Annotated in this window: 19 protein-coding genes and 1 pseudogene; 8 read left to right on the top strand and 12 right to left on the bottom strand. The window is 63.9% G+C overall.

What is annotated here, in order from left to right; all coding sequences use genetic code 11:
- Positions 1-187: 187 nt before the first annotated feature.
- The 3 genes and pseudogenes from X757_RS146635 (at position 188) to X757_RS146640 (ending at position 2,170) form a co-directional block, all read left to right on the top strand.
- Entirely contained in the window at positions 188-1,165 is a 978-nt protein-coding gene (locus X757_RS146635; RefSeq protein WP_023673293.1) for a threonine/serine dehydratase, read from the top strand.
- An 8-nt stretch (positions 1,166-1,173) separates the two neighbouring features.
- Positions 1,174-1,553 (top strand): annotated as a pseudogene (locus X757_RS01000000164960) (nuclear transport factor 2 family protein).
- A 17-nt stretch (positions 1,554-1,570) separates the two neighbouring features.
- On the top strand, positions 1,571-2,170 hold the full coding sequence (locus tag X757_RS146640; protein ID WP_023726779.1) for a DNA-3-methyladenine glycosylase: 600 nt from the start codon (positions 1,571-1,573) through the stop codon (positions 2,168-2,170).
- 4 nt (positions 2,171-2,174) lie between these two features.
- Here X757_RS146640 and X757_RS146645 read toward each other — a convergent pair whose 3' ends face one another.
- From X757_RS146645 to X757_RS146660, 4 genes are read right to left on the bottom strand one after another with little or no spacing between them, the layout of a single operon-like run.
- Complete coding sequence (locus X757_RS146645; protein WP_023726778.1) at positions 2,175-3,311, bottom strand: ABC transporter permease; 1,137 nt, start codon at positions 3,309-3,311, stop codon at positions 2,175-2,177.
- Positions 3,308-4,228 (bottom strand): ABC transporter ATP-binding protein, encoded by a 921-nt coding sequence (locus X757_RS146650; RefSeq protein WP_023726777.1) that lies wholly within the window; start codon positions 4,226-4,228, stop codon positions 3,308-3,310. The genes X757_RS146645 and X757_RS146650 overlap by 4 nt, the downstream gene beginning before the upstream one ends.
- Positions 4,225-5,178, bottom strand: a complete 954-nt coding sequence (locus X757_RS146655) for an HlyD family secretion protein (protein WP_023726776.1) — start codon at positions 5,176-5,178, stop codon at positions 4,225-4,227. The genes X757_RS146650 and X757_RS146655 overlap by 4 nt, the downstream gene beginning before the upstream one ends.
- Entirely contained in the window at positions 5,175-5,879 is a 705-nt protein-coding gene (locus X757_RS146660; RefSeq protein ID WP_023726775.1) for a CerR family C-terminal domain-containing protein, read from the bottom strand. The genes X757_RS146655 and X757_RS146660 overlap by 4 nt, the downstream gene beginning before the upstream one ends.
- A gap of 92 nt (positions 5,880-5,971) precedes the next feature.
- Here X757_RS146660 and X757_RS146665 point away from each other — a divergent pair, with 92 nt between their 5' ends.
- The 3 genes from X757_RS146665 (at position 5,972) to X757_RS146675 (ending at position 8,363) form a co-directional block, all read left to right on the top strand.
- On the top strand, positions 5,972-6,469 hold the full coding sequence (locus X757_RS146665; RefSeq protein WP_023726774.1) for a CYTH domain-containing protein: 498 nt from the start codon (positions 5,972-5,974) through the stop codon (positions 6,467-6,469).
- Positions 6,470-6,555: 86 nt separating this feature from the next.
- Positions 6,556-7,494: a CHAD domain-containing protein gene (locus X757_RS146670; RefSeq protein ID WP_023726773.1), complete on the top strand. Its 939-nt coding sequence runs from the start codon at positions 6,556-6,558 to the stop codon at positions 7,492-7,494.
- A 41-nt stretch (positions 7,495-7,535) separates the two neighbouring features.
- Entirely contained in the window at positions 7,536-8,363 is an 828-nt protein-coding gene (locus X757_RS146675) for a hypothetical protein (RefSeq protein WP_023687509.1), read from the top strand.
- Positions 8,364-8,413: 50 nt separating this feature from the next.
- Here the strand turns inward: X757_RS146675 and X757_RS146680 are convergent, their stop codons facing one another.
- Together X757_RS146680 and X757_RS146685 are read right to left on the bottom strand one after the other, a co-directional pair.
- Positions 8,414-9,790: an adenylate/guanylate cyclase domain-containing protein gene (locus X757_RS146680; protein ID WP_023726772.1), complete on the bottom strand. Its 1,377-nt coding sequence runs from the start codon at positions 9,788-9,790 to the stop codon at positions 8,414-8,416.
- 174 nt (positions 9,791-9,964) lie between these two features.
- A complete protein-coding gene (locus X757_RS146685; protein WP_023726771.1) occupies positions 9,965-10,765 on the bottom strand; it encodes a helix-turn-helix transcriptional regulator in 801 nt (266 codons plus the stop codon).
- A 115-nt stretch (positions 10,766-10,880) separates the two neighbouring features.
- Between X757_RS146685 and X757_RS146690 the strand changes: the two genes are divergently transcribed.
- Positions 10,881-11,738: an SMP-30/gluconolactonase/LRE family protein gene (locus X757_RS146690; protein WP_023726770.1), complete on the top strand. Its 858-nt coding sequence runs from the start codon at positions 10,881-10,883 to the stop codon at positions 11,736-11,738.
- Between the two features lie 18 nt (positions 11,739-11,756).
- Here X757_RS146690 and X757_RS146695 read toward each other — a convergent pair whose 3' ends face one another.
- The 4 genes from X757_RS146695 to X757_RS146710 form a co-directional block, all read right to left on the bottom strand.
- Positions 11,757-13,478, bottom strand: coding sequence for a SulP family inorganic anion transporter (locus X757_RS146695; RefSeq protein WP_023726769.1), 1,722 nt, complete (start codon positions 13,476-13,478; stop codon positions 11,757-11,759).
- Positions 13,479-13,557: 79 nt separating this feature from the next.
- A complete protein-coding gene (locus tag X757_RS146700; protein ID WP_023673276.1) occupies positions 13,558-13,827 on the bottom strand; it encodes a helix-turn-helix domain-containing protein in 270 nt (89 codons plus the stop codon).
- Between the two features lie 288 nt (positions 13,828-14,115).
- Positions 14,116-14,826: a phosphatase PAP2 family protein gene (locus tag X757_RS146705; RefSeq protein WP_023710371.1), complete on the bottom strand. Its 711-nt coding sequence runs from the start codon at positions 14,824-14,826 to the stop codon at positions 14,116-14,118.
- 4 nt (positions 14,827-14,830) lie between these two features.
- Positions 14,831-15,172 (bottom strand): hypothetical protein, encoded by a 342-nt coding sequence (locus tag X757_RS146710; RefSeq protein WP_023681268.1) that lies wholly within the window; start codon positions 15,170-15,172, stop codon positions 14,831-14,833.
- 230 nt (positions 15,173-15,402) lie between these two features.
- Between X757_RS146710 and X757_RS146715 the strand changes: the two genes are divergently transcribed.
- Positions 15,403-15,627, top strand: a complete 225-nt coding sequence (locus X757_RS146715) for a hypothetical protein (RefSeq protein ID WP_023673272.1) — start codon at positions 15,403-15,405, stop codon at positions 15,625-15,627.
- 118 nt (positions 15,628-15,745) lie between these two features.
- Here the strand turns inward: X757_RS146715 and X757_RS146720 are convergent, their stop codons facing one another.
- Positions 15,746-16,426: a GNAT family N-acetyltransferase gene (locus X757_RS146720; RefSeq protein WP_023726768.1), complete on the bottom strand. Its 681-nt coding sequence runs from the start codon at positions 16,424-16,426 to the stop codon at positions 15,746-15,748.
- Positions 16,423-16,908, bottom strand: a complete 486-nt coding sequence (locus tag X757_RS146725; RefSeq protein ID WP_023726767.1) for a MarR family winged helix-turn-helix transcriptional regulator — start codon at positions 16,906-16,908, stop codon at positions 16,423-16,425. Before X757_RS146725 ends, X757_RS146720 begins: the two co-directional genes overlap by 4 nt.
- Positions 16,909-17,218: the final 310 nt, after the last annotated feature.

Genomic DNA, 17,218 nt, shown 5'->3' with positions numbered 1-17,218 from the left:
GTCCGGGATTCTGCTCCCCCGCCCTTAGCCGATACGGCCCGGCGGATAAAGGCGGGAGAGGTGGGCCAGTTTGACCCTCGTCGCCGCTCATGCCCGCCAAACTTTGTAACGGTCACATTTTTTCATTGGTGCGTGGCCTGCCTTTGCGTGCACCATGCGCCGATCTCATCCCTTTCAGGACTTCGCCATGACCACGCTTCCCGGCATCGCCGACATCCATGCCGCCGCCGCGCGGCTCTCCGGCCTGATCGCCGAAACGACCTTGATCGAATCGCTGGAACTCAACAAACGCTTCGGCGGCCGCATCCTGTTCAAGCCGGAGACGCTGCAGCGCACCGGCTCGTTCAAGTTCCGCGGCGCCTACAACAAACTGTCTTCGCTGAGCGAAGAAGAGCGCAGCCGCGGCGTCGTCGCCTTCTCCTCCGGCAACCATGCTCAGGGCGTCGCCGCGGCGGCTGCCATGTTCGGCGTCAAGGCGGTCATTGCCATGCCGGCCGACGCGCCGGCGATGAAGATCGCCAATGTCCGCAAGATGGGCGCCGAAGTGGTGCCGTTCGACCGCTTTCGCGACGACCGCATGACGGTGGTGCGACCCTACATGGACAAGGGCATGGTGCTGGTGCCTCCTTTCGACGATCCGGCCATCATCGCCGGCCAGGGCACGATCGGTCTCGAACTGATGCGCCAGGCAAAAGCGCTCGGCGTCAGCCTCGATGCGGTCGTCATTCCCTGTGGAGGCGGCGGCCTGACGAGCGGCATTTCGATCGCCGTCAAGGATGCCTCGCCGGCCACAGCAGTCTGGGCCGTTGAGCCCGAGCATTTCGACGACACCCGCCGCTCGCTGATCGAAGGAAAAAGGGTTTCCAACGAGCCCGGCCACAGTTCGATCTGCGATGCCATCCTCACCGCAGAGCCCGGTGCCATCACCTTCGAGATCAACCGCAAGAACCTCGCCGGCGCCATCGCCGTCTCCGACAAGGCGGCCGCACAGGCGGTGCGCGACGCCATGGCCCATCTCAAGCTGGTGGTCGAACCCGGCGGCTGCGTGGCGCTGGCGGCGCTCTCGTCAGGCGAGATCGAACTGTCGGGCAAATGCGTCGCCGTCGTGCTGTCAGGCGGCAATGTCGATTTCACCACCTACGCCGAGATCATGGCCGCGGCCTGAGAACCGATATGGCAGACGCTGAGATAAGGGCGGCTCTCGATCGCCATTGGGCTGCCTCCGATGCCAATGATTTCGAGACGGAGCATCAGATTTATCGCGACGACGCGGTGCTTGACTATCCGCAGTCAGGCGAGCGCATCAGCGGACGGCACAACATCCAGCCGTCGCGCGCCGCCCAGCCCAACCGGAAGCGCTTTGCCTTGCGGCGGATCACCGGGTCAGGCGACCTCTGGATCACCGAGTATGTCCTGACCTATGACGGGATTCCGTCCTATACGGTGAGCATCATGGAGTTCGTCGATGGCAAGGTGGTTCGCGAGACCCAGTATTTCGGCGATCCATTCGAGCCGGGGCAGCGCGCGCGCAATGGGTCGAACGGATACCTTGAAACACGGCGGCGGTAGCATGACCAGCCACCATCCGCTCGATCGTGCCGAACTGCCTGATGATACGGCCGATCTCGCCCGCTATCTCATCGGCAAGCTCGTGGTGCGGGAATTGCCGGAAGGCATCGTCGGCGGCCGTATCGTCGAGACCGAGGCCTATGTCACCGGCGACGCCGCCGGTCACGGCTATCGCGGGATGACGCCGCGCAACCGTTCGATGTTTCTTGAGGCCGGGCACGCCTATGTCTATCTCGCCTATGGCGTCTCCTGGATGCTCAATGTTTCGAGCGAGGGGCCAGGGACCGGCACCGGTGTGCTGATCCGGGCGCTCGAACCGCTCGAAGGCATTGCCATCATGCGGCAGAACCGGGGCGTCGAACGCCTGCGCGACGTGGCGCGCGGGCCGGGACGGCTCGCACAGGCATTGCGGATCGACCGTTCGCTGGACGGCCTCGATCTGTGCCGCCAAGGCCCGCTATGGCTGGCAGCCGACGAGCACGAGCCCGGCGACATCGGCCAAGGCATCCGCATCGGCATCACGAAGGATGCGGACCGCCCGCTGCGGTTCTATGTCAGGGGCAGTCCGTTCGTCAGCGGTCCGCGATCGCTCAATTCCTGAACGCTCAGTCGAGCGTGCGCCTGAACCGCACCAATGCGACGCCGGCAAACAAGGCCACGAACCCGACCAGCCAGGCGATCTCGCCCGCAACCGCCGGCAGTTCGGCGCCCTTCAGCATCACCGCGCGGGTGATGCGCAGAAAATGCGTCAGCGGAAAAATCTCGCCGAAGGTCTGCGCCCAGCCCGGCATGCCGCGATAGGGGAACATGAAGCCGGACAGCAGGATCGACGGCAGGAAGAAGAAGAAGGTCAGCTGCAGCGCCTGCATCTGCGTGCGGGCGATGGTCGAGATGGTGTAGCCAAGCAGCACCAGCGCCAGCACGAACACCAATACGGCTGTAAGCAGCAGCGACATGGAACCGGTGAAGGGGATGGCGAAAAAGAGCTTCGACGCCGCCAGCACCACCACCACCTGGACGCCACCGACCACAAGATAGGGCAGCACCTTGCCCAGCATGATCTCGAACGGGCTGGACGGCATGGCGAGCAGGTTTTCCATCGTGCCGCGCTCGGTCTCGCGGGTCAGCGCGATCGAGGTCATCATCACCAGGGTCATCTGCAGGATGACGCCGAGCAGGCCGGGCACGATGTTGTATTGCGAGATGCCTTCCGGATTGTAGCGCTGGTGCACCACCACATCGAGCTGGCCCCTGGCGGCCTCACTCGCCGCCTCCTGCATGCCTTGCGCCCGAAGCAGCGCCTGGCTGGCCACTTTGCTTAGCGTCGAGATGGCGCCGCTGGCGGCGGCCGGGTCGGTGGCGTCGGCCTCGATGAGTATCTGCGGATTGTCGCCGCGCTCCACCCGGCGGCCGAAATCGGCCGGGATGGTGACGACGAAGGCGACATCGCCGCGCGCCATCAGGAATTCGGCAGCCTCGGCACTTTGCGCAACATGGTCGAAGCGGTAGTAGCCGGTCGTCTGCAGGGCCGCGACAATGGCGCGGGTGTAGGGGTCGTTGCTGGTCGCCACCAGTGCGGCAGGCAGGCTTTTGGGATCGTTGTTGATGGCGTAGCCGAACAGCACCAGCTGCAAAAGCGGCACGCCCAGCATCATGGCGAAGGTGATGCGGTCGCGCCGCATCTGGATGAATTCCTTGATCAGCAGCGCACCGAGCCTGGCGAAGGAGAAGACGCTGTTCATGCCATATTGTCCTTCGAGCCGGACATGAACTGGATGAAGACGTCCTCGAGGCTGGTCTCGCCGGGTTTTACGCTGACGCCCTTGTGCTCCTTCTCGACATCGGCGAGCGCCTTTTTGAGCTTTGCCTTGTCGGAGCCGACGACATGCAGCGTCGCGCCGAACGGCGCCACCTGGTCGACGCCGGGCCGGTCCCTGAGTGCATCGGCGACCTGGTCGAGGCGCGGTCCCTGCAGCACGAAGGTGGTCAGACCGGCATTCGTCACCACCTCGTCCACCGTGCCGGTGGCCAGCATCTTGCCGTAGGAGATGTAGCTGATGCGGTGGCAGCGCTCGGCCTCGTCCATGTAGTGGGTGGACACCAGCACGGTCAGACCGCCGCTCGCCAGCCGGTGGATCTCGTCCCAGAATTCGCGCCGCGCCTTCGGATCGACGCCGGCGGTCGGCTCGTCGAGCAGCAGCAGCTTCGGCTTGTGCATGATGCAGGCGGCCAGTGCCAGCCGCTGCTTCCAGCCGCCCGACAGCGTGCCGGCGAGCTGGTTGCGGCGGCTCGTGAGGCCAAGCTCTTCCAGCGTTTTCGACACATGCTCCTCGACCGGCTTCAGTCGGTAGAGCCGCGCCACGAATTCGAGATTCTCGCCGATCGTCAAATCCTCGTAGAACGAGAATTTCTGCGTCATGTAGCCGACTTCGCGCTTGATGAGGAGCGACTCGGTGCGGATGTTGAAACCCAGCACCGTACCTTCGCCCTCGTCGGGCGTCAGCAGGCCGCACATGATGCGGATGGTCGTCGTCTTGCCGGACCCGTTGGGCCCGAGAAAGCCGACGATCTCGCCCTCGGCCACCGTCATCGTCACATGGTCGACGACAGTCTTGTCGCCGAAACGCTTGACCAGGCCATGAACGTCGATGGCGTTCATTTTGCGGAGGCCGCCAGCTCGACATCGACGATCTGTCCCGGCTGCAGCGCTTGCGCCTTGCCCTGAGGCCGCGCCTCGACGAGGTAGACCAGCTTCTGCCGGTTCTCGAGCGAGTAGATCACCGGCGGGGTGAATTCCGGGTCGGGCGAGACATAGCTGACGCGCGCCTTCACCTCCGGCCCGCAGCCGTCGCAATGGACGACAAGCAGCGTGCCGACCTTGATCGACGAGAACGCACTTTCCGGGACATAGACGCTGAGCTTTACCGCACCGTCCGGCAACATCGAAATGACAGGCGCGGTCGGACCGGCGGTGTCGCCGGGATTGCGGATGACGTCATTGATGCGGCCGGGCGAGGGTGCCGCCAGCACGCGCTTCGATAGCCGCCACTCAGCCTGTTCCAACGCCGACTGCGCCTGTTTGACCTGATTGTCTGCCGCCTTGATCGTTTCGGGACGCGCAGGCAGACCGCCGACGGCGAGGTTGGCCTGCGCCTGGCCGACCTGCGCATTGGCGGTCTCCAGCGTCGCGGCGGCGGTGTCGTAGTCGGCCTGCGTGCCGGCACCGCGCTTGAACAGGTCGGCGGCGCGGTCGTATTTGCGCTTGGCATCCGTGGCCTGGGCCTTGGCCATGTCGACCTCGGCCTTCAGCACCGCGATCTCCTCCGGCCGCTTGCCGATCTGCAGGTCGGCCAGCTGCGCCTGCGCCTGGGCGAGCGCGGCCTCTGCCTGGGCGACGGCGATTTTTGCGTCGGCGCTTTCGAGAGTCACCACCGGCGTGCCTGATACAACACGGTCGCCGCGCTTGACCGCGACGGTCTCGACCTGCGCCACTTCGATCGGCGCCAGCAAGACATAGTCGCCCTCGACATAGCCGACGGCAAGCGGCGCTGCCGGCGCGCAGGCGCCGAACAGCTGGGCTGCGAGCGGCAGGGAACAGAGAAAACTCATCGCTTGCCCTCCTTGCGGGCGACCGGATTTCGGGCCGCCAGTATGGCGCCAAGATTGCTTGTGACCGCCGCCGCCACCTTGGCGGCTTCGGTGTTACCGATCTCGCGCCAGCCCATACGACGCATCACTGCTTCGCGGCCGATGCGGAAATAGATGACCTGGCCGATCAGCGTGAAGACCACGAGCTTGGTGGCCTCGCTTTCGGCCGGCTCGCCCGTCGCCTGTTCCCAGATCTGGCAGAGGCGGCGATGCGTCGGTTCGAACACCCCGTCATAGATGCGGTCGAGGGCGGCCGTCGGATGCGACAACTCTCTAAGTACGAATTGTACGATCTCGCCCGCCTCCGGCCTGGCGACGACAAATCCTACCATCCGCTCCAATGCGGTCGAGAGCTGCGCCCGCGCCGTCTCTGAACTGGCTTGACCTTGCAGCTGCATGCCGCCGAGCGCCTGGCCGGCAACCGCCTGGATGGTCTCAACGATGTGGTCGGCGGCGGCCCCGCGCAGCCCTTCCTTGCCGCCGAAATGATAGGCGATGGAGCCGATGTTGGCCTTCGCCTCCGCCGCGATCTCGCGCGTCGAGGTGCCGTCGAAGCCCTGCCGCCCGAACAGTTTGAGCGCGGCCAGCACCAGTGCGGCGCGCGTCTGCTCGGCGGGCGATGTCTCCTGGCGGGGCATTTTGTCGGGCGCGGATTTGATCATGTCGGCGTGTTTAATCAATCGATTGATTAAAGTCAAATTGATTATCTACGGCCGCTTGCCATGTCGGGCCGCAGACGCTTTAGTGCGCGGCCATGGGCAAGGAAGTCGAACGCAAGTTCCTGGTCTCCACCGCCGAATGGCTAGAAATGGCCGAGGCAAATATACGCATTCGCCAGTTCTACCTTGCCGCAGCACCTGGCCGCACCGTGCGCGTGCGCATCAGCGACGGCAGTTCGGCGAAGCTGACGCTCAAATTCGGCAGCAAGATCCGCGAGCGTGACGAATACGAATATGAAATTCCACTGGCGGACGCAGAGGAGATGCTGGCCTTCGCCGTCGGACATGTCATCGAGAAGACACGCCACCATGTTAGGCATCGCGGCTATCTCTACGAAGTCGATGTTTTCGGCGGGATTCTAGCCGGCCTTGTGGTGGCCGAACTGGAGACGCCGGAGGATGTACCTGACGAAATGCTGCCTGATTGGCTCGGCCGCGAAGTGACCGGCGAGCAGAGATTTTACAACGCGTCGCTCGCCCTAGAGCCGGATGATTTTAGGTCGGGTCGACCTAAAATCGGAATCCGGCTCTAAATCAAAAGAGATGGACCATGATGTCGTCCGAAAACCGCTTCACACTTTTCGGCATCATGCTCTAGGGGGATTCCGGAGATCGCCGCATGAGCTTTCGCATCGATCCGCGCCTGCCGCTGACCGGCGAGGTCAGGCGTATCCTTGGCGAGGACATCGGCAAGGCGCTTGCCCATCTGGCCGTCGCGCGCGACCAGCCGGAGCAGGCATTGCACAAATGCCGCAAGCGGCTGAAGAGCGCGCGCGCCTTGCTGCGGCTGGTCCGTTCCGGAAATGAAACATTCTGTCGGACTGAGAACCAATGCTACCGTCAGGTGGCGGCGCTGCTTGCCGGGCCGCGCGAGGCGACCGCGCTGGTCGAGACCGTCGACCGGCTGGCAGCCGCCTTTCCCGAGCAGGTTGCCGGCGGCGGCCTCGACAGCGTGCGCGACCGGCTGATTGCCCGCCAGCATGAAACGCATGCCGGCGCCGGCCTCGACGCCGCCATAGGCGCGGCCACCGCCGCCTGCGAGGAAGGCCTCATCAGGATAGAGCGGCTGCTGCTCCCCGATCTGCCTGAGCATGCAGCCGATGTGCTTGCGGAAGGCGCTCGCAAGACCTTGCGCCGTGCCAGGAAGGCGCTGGACCGGGCGGGATCGCGCGGCGAAGCAGAGGATTTCCACGATCTGCGCAAGGCTGCCAAGACCCACTCGATGCATTTGTCGCTGCTCGGCCGGCTGTGGCCGACGCCGATCAAGGTGCGGCGCAAGGCGGTCGACGAACTGGGCGAAAGGCTCGGCGAACTGCACGACGTCTTCGTCATGCGCGTGTTGCTCGAGGCCGACGGTGAGCCGCTCGGCGATGCGCAGGATACAAGGCTTCTTGGCAAGCTTTTGAAGCGCTCGGAAAAAAGCCTGAAGAAGAGCTGCCTCGCCGGAGCGGCCGAGCTGTTCGGCGACAGCCCCAAGCGCTCGACAAAGAAACTCGCGCGCAATGCGCGCGACGACCTCGCCGGCCCGGTATTGTCGAAAGAGGTCCCGGTCGGTTGATCATGGCCGAGGACGTCACCTCGTGCTAGTCACACTTTGCCATGACCGCGCCGCGCGACACGCTTCTCGACCGACTTGGCCGCTGGCTTGCCGGCCGGCTGCAGGACGAATCCTCGGGCTATGAGCCCTACACGCCGTCCGACGCCGAGACGTTGCGGCGCACGCTCGAACCCGGCGACATCCTGCTCATCGAAGGCAACCAGAAGATCTCCGCGGCGATCAAATACCTGACACAGTCGACCTGGTCGCATGCGGCCTTCTATATCGGCGATGCGTTGTCCGAACCGGAGGACGGATCGGAACGGCGTCGGCTGATCGAAGTCACGCTCGGCGAAGGCTGTGTCGCCGTGCCGCTGTCGCGCTACCGCACCTACAACACCCGTATCTGCCGGGCGAGCGGGCTGGCGCCGGAAGACCGCGACCATGTCGTCGCCTTCATGATCGGCAAGCTCGGCCTGAAATACGATCTCAAGAACATTTTCGACATGCTGCGCTTTTTCCTGCCGACGCCACCGGTGCCGGTGCGCTGGCGCCGCCGCATGCTGGCTTTCGGTTCCGGCGATCCGACGCGCGCCATTTGCTCGACGCTGATCGCCGAAGCCTATGGCGAGATCCGCTACCCAATCCTGCCCGAGATCACCCGCGCGCCCGGCCGCGCCTCGGCGCAGTCGAACTATTCGCGCCGCGAAATCCTGCACATCCGCCACCACTCGCTCTACACGCCGCGCGACTTCGACCTGTCACCCTTCTTCCGCATCGTGAAACCGACGCTGGAATTTGGGTTCGACTACCGGGCGGTGACCTGGGAGGACAAGGCAGGCACCGACGCCGCAGCCGCGAAGGCTGGCGCAATCGCCTCAGACACGTGATGGGTTCGGCCTGAGTCATGAGGTGCAGGCATTTCACATGGTGGCCGGCATCACGCCGAAACCGCAATGGCGCCCTGGTTTTCGGCTCTGTGTTCGACCCAGATATGGACCGGTTCGTCCCGGCCGCGGATGCTCACCGGCCCATGATCGCGCGCATTCAACCGTGTCGTTGGCGATTCCGCCTTCGCGGCCTCGATCAGTCGTGACCCAAAGCAAATATTCGCCTGAAGCTCACGGCAGAGCGCCTGCAAACGGCTGGCGACGTTGACGGTGTCGCCCACCACCGCGAAGGACAGGTTGCGCTCGCTGCCGACCGCGCCGAGGACGACGGCGCCATATTGTGCACCGATCCGAACGTCCAGCGGCGGATATCCTCTGGACACCCGCTGGACATTCCAGTCTTCGATAGCGGCGATCATCGCTTCAGCGCACCGGATGGCCCGGGTTGCGTCGTCATGGCTGGCTTGCGGAACCCCGAAGGTCGCCATGATGCAATCGCCGATATAGTTGTCGACGGTGCCATGGTGGTCGAAAACGACCTGCTCCATGCGACGGTGGAACTGACGCAGTAGTTCGAACACTGCTTCGGCCGGATGATCCTCGGAATAGTGTGTGAAGCCGACGATGTCGGCGAACAGCACCGCGATATCCTGCCGGCGGACCGGACCGAAGGGCTCGTCATCCGAGGCGAGCTGGTCGACGACATTGGGCGAAAAATGCCGGGCGAGATTGGCGCGGGCGCGCTCTGCCTTGACATAGTCTTCCGACAGATGCCGGGAACGGGAGACGACCAGCGCCATGATCGCGCCGATAATCAGCACAACCAACACATTGGTCGCCTGCGCGAACGTATCGACGAAATTGGGGTTGAGATAGAGATTCAGTCGCTCTGTCATCGGCAGCGAATAGAGGTTCGTTGCCGGAATGACGGTTCCCGCATGAAAAACCACCCATCCCACCCCGATCGTCCACGTCAAGGCCGCGAGCGCGCCGAGATAGAGCGCCAATCGTGTCGAAAGGGTCAGCGCGCCAAGGCATACGAAAATCAGCAGGAATTTGAAGCTGCCCTCGCGCAGTTGCATCGCGGCCGGCGCGACCTCGAGGGAAAACGGGTTGGGCGTTACCAGCAGAACGGTCAACAGAATGATGTCCAGCGTACCGACGAGGTAACCGATCCACCATGGCGCGTTGCGACGGCGCGCAAAGCGAAACTGGATCAGGCCGACGAGTTGGAACAGCGCGAGGCCCGCCAGCACGAAGAGCAGCGAGGCATCCCAGCGGCTGATCAATGAAAAGAAGCAGGAGATCACGGCGAGCGATGCCGTGCGCGCCCAGAACTGCAATGCAGCACCCTGGCGTTCTGCGCGCTCCCGCAAATTTTTCAGGCGCGAATAGCGGCGAAGTTCAAGTGTTGGCGCGGTCGGCATAGGATCACTTCGATTTTGCGGGGACGGTCACGCATTCGGCAAACCCGCCCCGTACAGTCTGGCAAATCAGCGCGCGAACTCTATCATGAATGTGGCTTCATTTTTGAAGCACCTCCGGACTGGAGCGCGACAAGCTCAGCCGCCAGATGCAATCCTGCTCGGATGATGGCCCACTCAAGCCGGCAAAGGACGGCGTCCTTTTGCAGCAGCGGCGGGCCGGTCTGACGCCCCGGCATCCCTGGGGTGCGGGCCGATCGGCATGATCGCCGGAAACGGGGTTGCGCCAAAAGCAAATGTCCATTTGTAGCCGGTCAGCCCGTCTTCCGGCGTCGTGTGCTGGTCGTGATGGGCGAGCAGTTTGGCGCGCTCGGCCAGTTCCTCTGCCTCGCGCTTCACCATCTCCGCCGTCTCCGGCCGCATCCGCCTGGAGAAAGAGACGAAGGTCGCTTCCCGCTCCAGATGGGTGATCGCCCAGCCGATGAAATTCTTGTTTGTCATCTCGAACAGCGGCCTGAGCGGCCCTTCGAAATTCCACTGGATCGGTGTGTCGACCAGCAGCCGTGCCGACAACCCGCTGCCCAGCGCAATGAGGCCGAGCGCTTCGAGATCGCGCAGATAGAGGAACATCGACGCTTCGCTCAAGCCTTGCGAGCGCATGACGCCCTCGGGCGTGAATTTCTCCGACAGCATGACGAAGATGAACAGCAACGCCGGCCGGCCGGCAAGCTTGCGCTCGACCTCTGGCGCGATGCGGTTGACCGGTCCCGGCCCCCGGTTCATCGACCCCAGCACGTTTTCCAGCTCGACGCCGGCGGCAGCGCAGATCCCGACGAGACGGTCGAGCTTGCAGTTGCGCTCGTGGAAGATGCGCTTCACCGTCGGCTCGGAAACGCCCACCCGCCCGGCTAGCTCACGATAGGTGACGCCCTTGGCCTTCAGCGTCCGCTTCAGCGCCTCGAAGATCAGGCCGTTCATGGGATGCACCTCTTTTGCGCCATTTCGTATCGGTTTCCGATACTAGCTCGAATCGCCCTTCCGGAAAAGTATCGAAACTCCTAGCTCTCCGCCATCCACCACAGGAGACCTGGCCATGAAAACCCTCATCCCCTCTATTTGTCTCGCCGCCTTCGGTATCGCGCTTGTGCCTGCGGCCGAGGCCGCCGAACTCTGGCGCGCCTCGGGCTTCGAGCAACCCGAATCGGCGCTGTTCGATGCCGCCAACAATCGCATCATCGTCTCCAACATCGTCGGCAATCCCGGCGAGGCCGACGGCAACGGCTATCTCTCGGTGCTGTCGCTGGACGGCAAGGTCGTTAGCCGGCACTGGACCGACGGCATGGATGCACCAAAAGGCTTGGCGATCTCCGGCGGCAAGCTCTACGTCGCCGATATCACCAAGGTGCGCATCGTCGATCTCGCCAGCGGCAAGCTCATCTCGACCATCGATGTGCCCGGCGCCGTTTTCCTCAATGACGTGACATCGGACAGTTCGGGCAAGGTTTATGTCACCGACATGCTTGCCGATGCGATCTACCGCATTGACGGCGACAAGCCGGAACTGTTCGTGAAGGATGCGAAGCTCGCCGCACCCAACGGCATCTTTGCCGATCGCGATCGGCTGATCGTGGCATCCTGGGGCAAGGGCATCAAGCCGGACTTCAGCACTGCCGCGCCCGGGGGCCTGCTGTCGGTCGATCTCGCGACGAAAGCAGTGACGCCGCTGCCTGGCGCACAAAACTTTGCCGACCTCGATGGCGTCGTCGCCATCGGCGACAGCATCTACGCCACCGCCTTCATGACCGGCACGCTCTATCGGTACAAAGTCGGCGAGGCGCCGGAGGCTGTAGAGCAGTTCAAGCCGGGCAGCGCCGATATCGGCACAGACGGCACGCGGATTTTCGTGCCGCTGATGAATGAGGGCGAGATCGTGGTGCTGAGCCTGGACTGACGGCGCACATTTGCCGGCTCAGCCAACGGGCGCGGCTTTGAGTTGCGCCCGCGCATCCTTGATCGAAGCGGCAAAGGTCACCAGCGGGCGCTTGACGCCGTGGTTGATCAGCATGCGCCGTGTCTGCGGCGAGGCACCGGCGATGATGAAACGCACCCCTGCGCGCTTCGCCTTGTGCGCCGCGCCCTCGATGACATTGGCCGCGGTGGAATCGAAGAACGGCACCGCCGAGCAATCGAGGATGAAGTTCTTGCGCTGGTCGGCGATGCGGTCGAGCACCGTGCCGACAGTAGAGGCGGCGCCGAAGAAGAAGGCGCCGGAGATGCGATAGACGACGGTGTCGGCGTCGCTTGCCTCGCTTGCATCGTAGGCGCGGCCGCTGCTGTCGGCGACATCGTCCTGCACCAGCGGCAAATCCGCCTCCACGGCGATCGACTTGGCCATGCGGTCGATGAACAGGATCGAGCCTAGCGCGAAGCCGACGACGATGCCTTCGGTGAGGTCGCGGAAGACGACGATCAGGAAGGTTGCCATCAGCACCAGGGCATCGCCGCGCGAAGCGCGCAGCAACGTGGCGAAGGCCTGCTTCTCGAACATGTTCCAGCAGACAACCGCCAGCACCCCGGCAAGGGCGGCAAGCGGGATGTAGCTGGCCAGCGGTGCGGCCACCAGCATGAAGACCAGCAGAAAAAGCGAATGCAGCATGCCGGAAACCGGCCCATGCGCGCCGGCCCGCACATTGGTGGCGGTGCGGGCGATGGTGCCGGTGGTGCAGATGCCGCCGAACAGGGCAGACGCGATGTTGGCAAAGCCTTGCGCCACCAGTTCGCAATTGGAACGGTGACGCCGCCCGGTCATGCCATCGGCGACCACGGCCGAGAGCAGCGATTCGATGGCGCCGAGCAGCGCAAAAGCCACCGCATCCGGCAGCACCGCAATCGCCTTGTCGAGGTTGAGTCCCGGCAGTGCCGGCAACGGCAGGCTGCGCGGAATGCCGCCATAGCGGGTGCCGATCGTTTCCGCCGGCAGCGAAAGCAGCGCCACGACAAGGGAGGCCAGTCCGACGGCGATCAGCATGCCCGGCCAGCCGGGCCGCCAGCGCTTCACCCCGACGATGGTGGCGATGGTCAGCGCCGCCACCAGCGTTGCCGAGATATTGAGCGTGCCGGCCGCGTGGCCGATCGCCATCAGCTTCGGCAGCAGCGGCCCGGGCTCCGGCCCGGCAAGCCTCAGCCCGAACAGTTCCACGATCTGGCCGGAGAAGATGATGATCGAGATGCCGGCGGTGAAGCCGACCGTCACCGGGTAAGGGATGAATTTGATATAGGTTCCGAGCCGGAGATAGCCGATGGCGAGCAGGAAGATGCCGGCCATCATCGTCGCCAGCAGCAGTCCGTCGACGCCTTCGCGCTGCACCGTCGCCGCCACCAGCACGATGAAGGCGCCGGCCGGGCCGCCGATCTGGAAGCGGCTGCCGCCGAGCGCCGAGACGATGAAGCCGCCGACAATGGCGGTGAACAGGCCGCGCTCCGGCGTCACGCCCGAAGCAATCGCAATCGCCATCGACAGCGGCAACGCGACAATAGCGACGGTCAGCCCGGCCATGAAGTCGGCCTTGAACTGCGGCAGGCGGTAACCTTCGCGCCAGACCGTCACCAGCTTGGGCGTGAACAGCTCTGAAAATGTCGGCTTTGCCGACTTCTGGGCCGGTTGATGCACTGCCCGCCGGATCTGATCCATGGACTGCCTTCCGCTTGCGTGAAGGCGGCGGGATCGTCGGCAGGACTGTCGGCGGTCGCCGTCGCGACTATATGCCGGCTCAGCCTTGCGGGTTCGGCGGCGCGACCGGCTTGAGGCGCACGCCCCGGCCGCCGCGCTCGCTGGTCTGGTTCTCGCCGATGAGCTCCACCCCGGCCTCGTCGAGAGCCTGGATAACCTTCATCAGCGTATCGACCACACCCCTGACCACGCCGTCACTCGCTTCCATGCGCTGGATTGTCGGAAGCGAAACGCCGGCACGCTCGGCGAGTGTCTTCTGATCGATGCCGGCCAGCGCCCTCGCGGCGCGCATCTGGGCGGCAGTGATCATCGGTCGGAACCCCCGTCTGAGTCTGCGGAGACGACGTGTAATACAATCATAGTGATGTTTCAACCATCATAAAGCATACATGAAACATGATCTCCTCACAAAGCCGGATGCCGGGATACGGGATGAGCATGCTACGTTAACCGCCTTGGCTCTTATTGGCGGGGAAATATCAGTTGAAGATTTTCAGGACCTTGACGACGTCGGCAGCCTTGCTGTCGGCGGTTTTTCTGCTGGCAGGCTGCGGACACGGGCTGATCAACCGGCTGATTTGAATGTCGCTCCGGATCGTCAGTCTTCGGGCTCGTTGCCACCGGCCACCGCCTTGTTCCGCTGCAGCATTCGCGCCGCCAGCCAGCACAGCGTCGCCCAGGTGAAGCCGGCGCACCATCCCGCCAGCACGTCGGAAGGCCAGTGGACGCCGAGATAGACGCGGCTGACGCCGACCAGCAGCGTTACCAGCACCGCCAGGCTGAGGACATAGATTTTCGTCGTTCGTCCCGGCAGGAAGCGCGCTGCCAGCGAGCCCAGCGTGAGATAGGTCACCGCCGACAGCATGGCGTGGCCGCTGGGAAACGACAGCGACGTCTCGTTGGCCAGGTGCGAGACAAGATCGGGGCGCGGCCGGTCGATGCCGGCCTTGAGCAAGGTCGACAGCAGCTGCCCGCCAGCCACCGCGACAAAGATCAGCAGCGCCGTCCTCGGCCTACGGATCAGCAGGAGGTAGACGATCACCGCCGTTACGATCAGCACCAGCACGCTGGAGCTGCCGAGGCTGGTGATGTCGCGCATCGCGCCTTCCAGCCATGCCGGGCCGACGGGAACATCCGGCTGACCCACTTTTCGGAAAGCAAGCAGGATCTCAGTATCGAAAGCGTGCGGCGTGGTGGCCCGCGCCACCTCCATCAGTTCCTCGAAGCCCCACAGCCCGGCGGCTATCACCAGCCCGGCCAGCAGCACCGGAAATTCAAGCCAGTTGGTGAACGCACGCGGGGTCTTCATCGGATTACAGTCGCCCCTGCAGGTAAGGCCCGAGCGAGATCAGCACCACCGCCGCGATGGCCAGCACGATGCCGGTCGCCTGCAAGGCATTGACGCGTTCGCCGAAGAACACCAGCGCCACCACATTGACCGCCACCAGCTGGATCACCGCCGACAGGCTGAACGACACCGACATGCCGAACTCACGAACCAGCCGCAGCATCATCAGATTGCCCGCCGTATAGAGCGCCAGTGTCAGCACGATCTTGCCAAGGCTTGGCGCCAGCCCCCATTGCTTGGCCGCGATGGCCGCCAGCAGGAAGATCACCGTCGAAATGACGAGCTGCGCCAGTCCCCAGAAACTCACTTTTGTGCCTCGCTGTCCTTTGTGGCAGCTCTTGTTTCGCAAGCGTGGCGGCACGTCAAGCAGACTGCGGCGGAACAGGCCACGGCCGAGGTGCTGAATGAATGGCAGCGCGATCGCGGTCTGACTGCCACGCTCGGTCGGATTCGTGCAAACCCAGGCAGCTGCGCTCAAGCATTGGAAAAGAATGGACTTTTAAACATGGCGTCCTACGTCTTCTGGAGGAGAGTGCCATGCCAAAGTCCGTCTATGACCGTGGCCTGCTGAAACCCGACGACATCGCCAGGCTGCAACGCGTGTTCGACGAAGCCTGCCGCAGGCGCGACGTGCATCCCGATTCGGCGGAGGCGCGGGAGATCGCGCTGAACCTGCTTGCGCTGCACAATGCCGGCATGGTCGAGGAAGATATGCTTATGGAAACCGTGGGTTTCCGCCGGTTGGAGCCGAAATCAGCCTGAGGACCGCAAGGCGGCCTGGAGCAATTCCAGGAAAAGTGTGAAGCGGTTTTCCGTCCGGAATTGCGTAAAAATAAAGGCCTAGGAGCGGTTCGCCGTTTCCGTGAAACGGTGAAACGCTTTAGCCGGCGCGCTGCACGACGGCCACATTCATCTCTGCCCTCAGCCTGAAGCCGATGGACTCGTACAACCGGACCGCGCCGGCATTGCTGGCATAGGCATGCAGGTAGGGAACTTCGCCGCGCGCAAAAATTCGGTTGGCCACGAACACCGACAGCAGCCGGCCGAGGCCGCTGCCGCGAAATTCGGGATGCGAGCAGACGCCGCTGAGTTCGCTGTAGCCGGGCTGCTTCATGCGCTCGCCGGCCATCGCCGCCAGCCGGCCGTCGATCTTCACGCCCCAGAACTCGCCGAGGCTCAGCGCCTTGAGGGTGAACGGGCCGGGCTTGGTCAGTGACGCCAAAGCAAGCATCTCGGCCGCGTCGTCCTGCGTCAGCTGCTGCACACGCTCGTCCGACACGGAAGGCAATGGCGCCTCGGCAACCATCTGAACGCCGAAGGCGGTCACGGTCGCGGTCAGTTCCGGCGGCAGGGCAATGGGGTCCGCCTGGAGCATGAACACGCTCTCACCTGCAGGAATGAGGCTTGCGAGCGCCTGCAGGCTCTCAGCGTCGTCTGCCCCGGAAGCCGCGAAGGGGACGATCGAGGAGGGATAGCGCCTGGCGAGCCTGTCGCCATACGCAAAGATCCGATGCCGCGTGTCGAGCGCGCTCCAGACCGGACGATCGAGGACATGGCTCATGGCGCGACATCCTGTTTCACACGACGGTCGAGTGGGGCCGCCGCCAGGCCGTCCTCTATTGCCGAGAGTTGTTCGAGAAGCGGCCCTGCAAGGTCTTTGCACAAGTCGGCAACGGCGTTCTCGATGCGCGGCCAAACGTCCCGCTTCGCCACATCGACCAGGCGCTGGCCGTTCGCGGTCAGCGAGATCATCCTGCGGCGCTGGTCGTCGTTCGATGGCGCGGCCTCGACCAGCCCCAACTCGGCCAGCAGCGCCACGCTGCGCGTCACCCCCGGCTGGGTGATCCCCATTGACTGCGCCAGTTCGCCGACAGGCAGCGGCCCAAGCCGGTCGAGCGCGGCCAGCAGAGGATACTGGCTGGACTGCACCGGCACCTCCAGCCCATTGAGCATGCGCTGCGTATCGGCCTGCAACTGCTCGCCGATGCGCTTCAGCCTGCTGCCGAGGGTGAGATAGCCAAGGGATCGAATGATGTCTTCCATGGGTGGTCCGTCTCCTGGATAAGTATAACATGTTATATAATGATGCAATGAACGAGTTCAAGCGCCTGCTTTGGAGGTTGGCCGCAAGCATCTCAACTTCGTCGTCCTTGGGCGAAGCAGGAGCGAAGCTCCGTCGCGGAGACCCAGGGATCATGCCTTGGCCGTGGAAGCAGCGGAGCAGAACCTGCAACGCAGCGTAGTTCAGAAGTCACGGCATGGATCCTCGGGTCTGCGCCGTCGCTACGCTCCTTGCTTCGCCCGTGGATGACGACGGGATCGGCGTTTCAGCCAATCGCCAGGATATTCGATC

Origin of the sequence: Mesorhizobium sp. LSHC412B00 (genome assembly GCF_000503035.1) — a bacterium.
GTDB lineage: Bacteria > Pseudomonadota > Alphaproteobacteria > Rhizobiales > Rhizobiaceae > Mesorhizobium.
Note: the sequence above shows the minus strand (reverse complement) of the source record. Positions and strands in the feature narration are given on the sequence as shown.

Bases quoted from the DNA above. Each gene is read 5' to 3' on its own strand.
- X757_RS146635 (WP_023673293.1), top strand. From the start codon at position 188: ATGACCACGCTTCCCGGCATCGCCGACATCCATGCCGCCGCCGCGCGG.
- X757_RS146640 (WP_023726779.1), top strand. From the start codon at position 1,571: ATGACCAGCCACCATCCGCTCGATCGTGCCGAACTGCCTGATGATACG.
- X757_RS146645 (WP_023726778.1), bottom strand. From the start codon at position 3,311: ATGAACAGCGTCTTCTCCTTCGCCAGGCTCGGTGCGCTGCTGATCAAG.
- X757_RS146650 (WP_023726777.1), bottom strand. From the start codon at position 4,228: ATGAACGCCATCGACGTTCATGGCCTGGTCAAGCGTTTCGGCGACAAG.
- X757_RS146655 (WP_023726776.1), bottom strand. From the start codon at position 5,178: ATGAGTTTTCTCTGTTCCCTGCCGCTCGCAGCCCAGCTGTTCGGCGCC.
- X757_RS146660 (WP_023726775.1), bottom strand. From the start codon at position 5,879: ATGATCAAATCCGCGCCCGACAAAATGCCCCGCCAGGAGACATCGCCC.
- X757_RS146665 (WP_023726774.1), top strand. From the start codon at position 5,972: ATGGGCAAGGAAGTCGAACGCAAGTTCCTGGTCTCCACCGCCGAATGG.
- X757_RS146670 (WP_023726773.1), top strand. From the start codon at position 6,556: ATGAGCTTTCGCATCGATCCGCGCCTGCCGCTGACCGGCGAGGTCAGG.
- X757_RS146675 (WP_023687509.1), top strand. From the start codon at position 7,536: ATGACCGCGCCGCGCGACACGCTTCTCGACCGACTTGGCCGCTGGCTT.
- X757_RS146680 (WP_023726772.1), bottom strand. From the start codon at position 9,790: ATGCCGACCGCGCCAACACTTGAACTTCGCCGCTATTCGCGCCTGAAA.
- X757_RS146685 (WP_023726771.1), bottom strand. From the start codon at position 10,765: ATGAACGGCCTGATCTTCGAGGCGCTGAAGCGGACGCTGAAGGCCAAG.
- X757_RS146690 (WP_023726770.1), top strand. From the start codon at position 10,881: ATGAAAACCCTCATCCCCTCTATTTGTCTCGCCGCCTTCGGTATCGCG.
- X757_RS146695 (WP_023726769.1), bottom strand. From the start codon at position 13,478: ATGGATCAGATCCGGCGGGCAGTGCATCAACCGGCCCAGAAGTCGGCA.
- X757_RS146700 (WP_023673276.1), bottom strand. From the start codon at position 13,827: ATGATCACTGCCGCCCAGATGCGCGCCGCGAGGGCGCTGGCCGGCATC.
- X757_RS146705 (WP_023710371.1), bottom strand. From the start codon at position 14,826: ATGAAGACCCCGCGTGCGTTCACCAACTGGCTTGAATTTCCGGTGCTG.
- X757_RS146715 (WP_023673272.1), top strand. From the start codon at position 15,403: ATGCCAAAGTCCGTCTATGACCGTGGCCTGCTGAAACCCGACGACATC.
- X757_RS146720 (WP_023726768.1), bottom strand. From the start codon at position 16,426: ATGAGCCATGTCCTCGATCGTCCGGTCTGGAGCGCGCTCGACACGCGG.
- X757_RS146725 (WP_023726767.1), bottom strand. From the start codon at position 16,908: ATGGAAGACATCATTCGATCCCTTGGCTATCTCACCCTCGGCAGCAGG.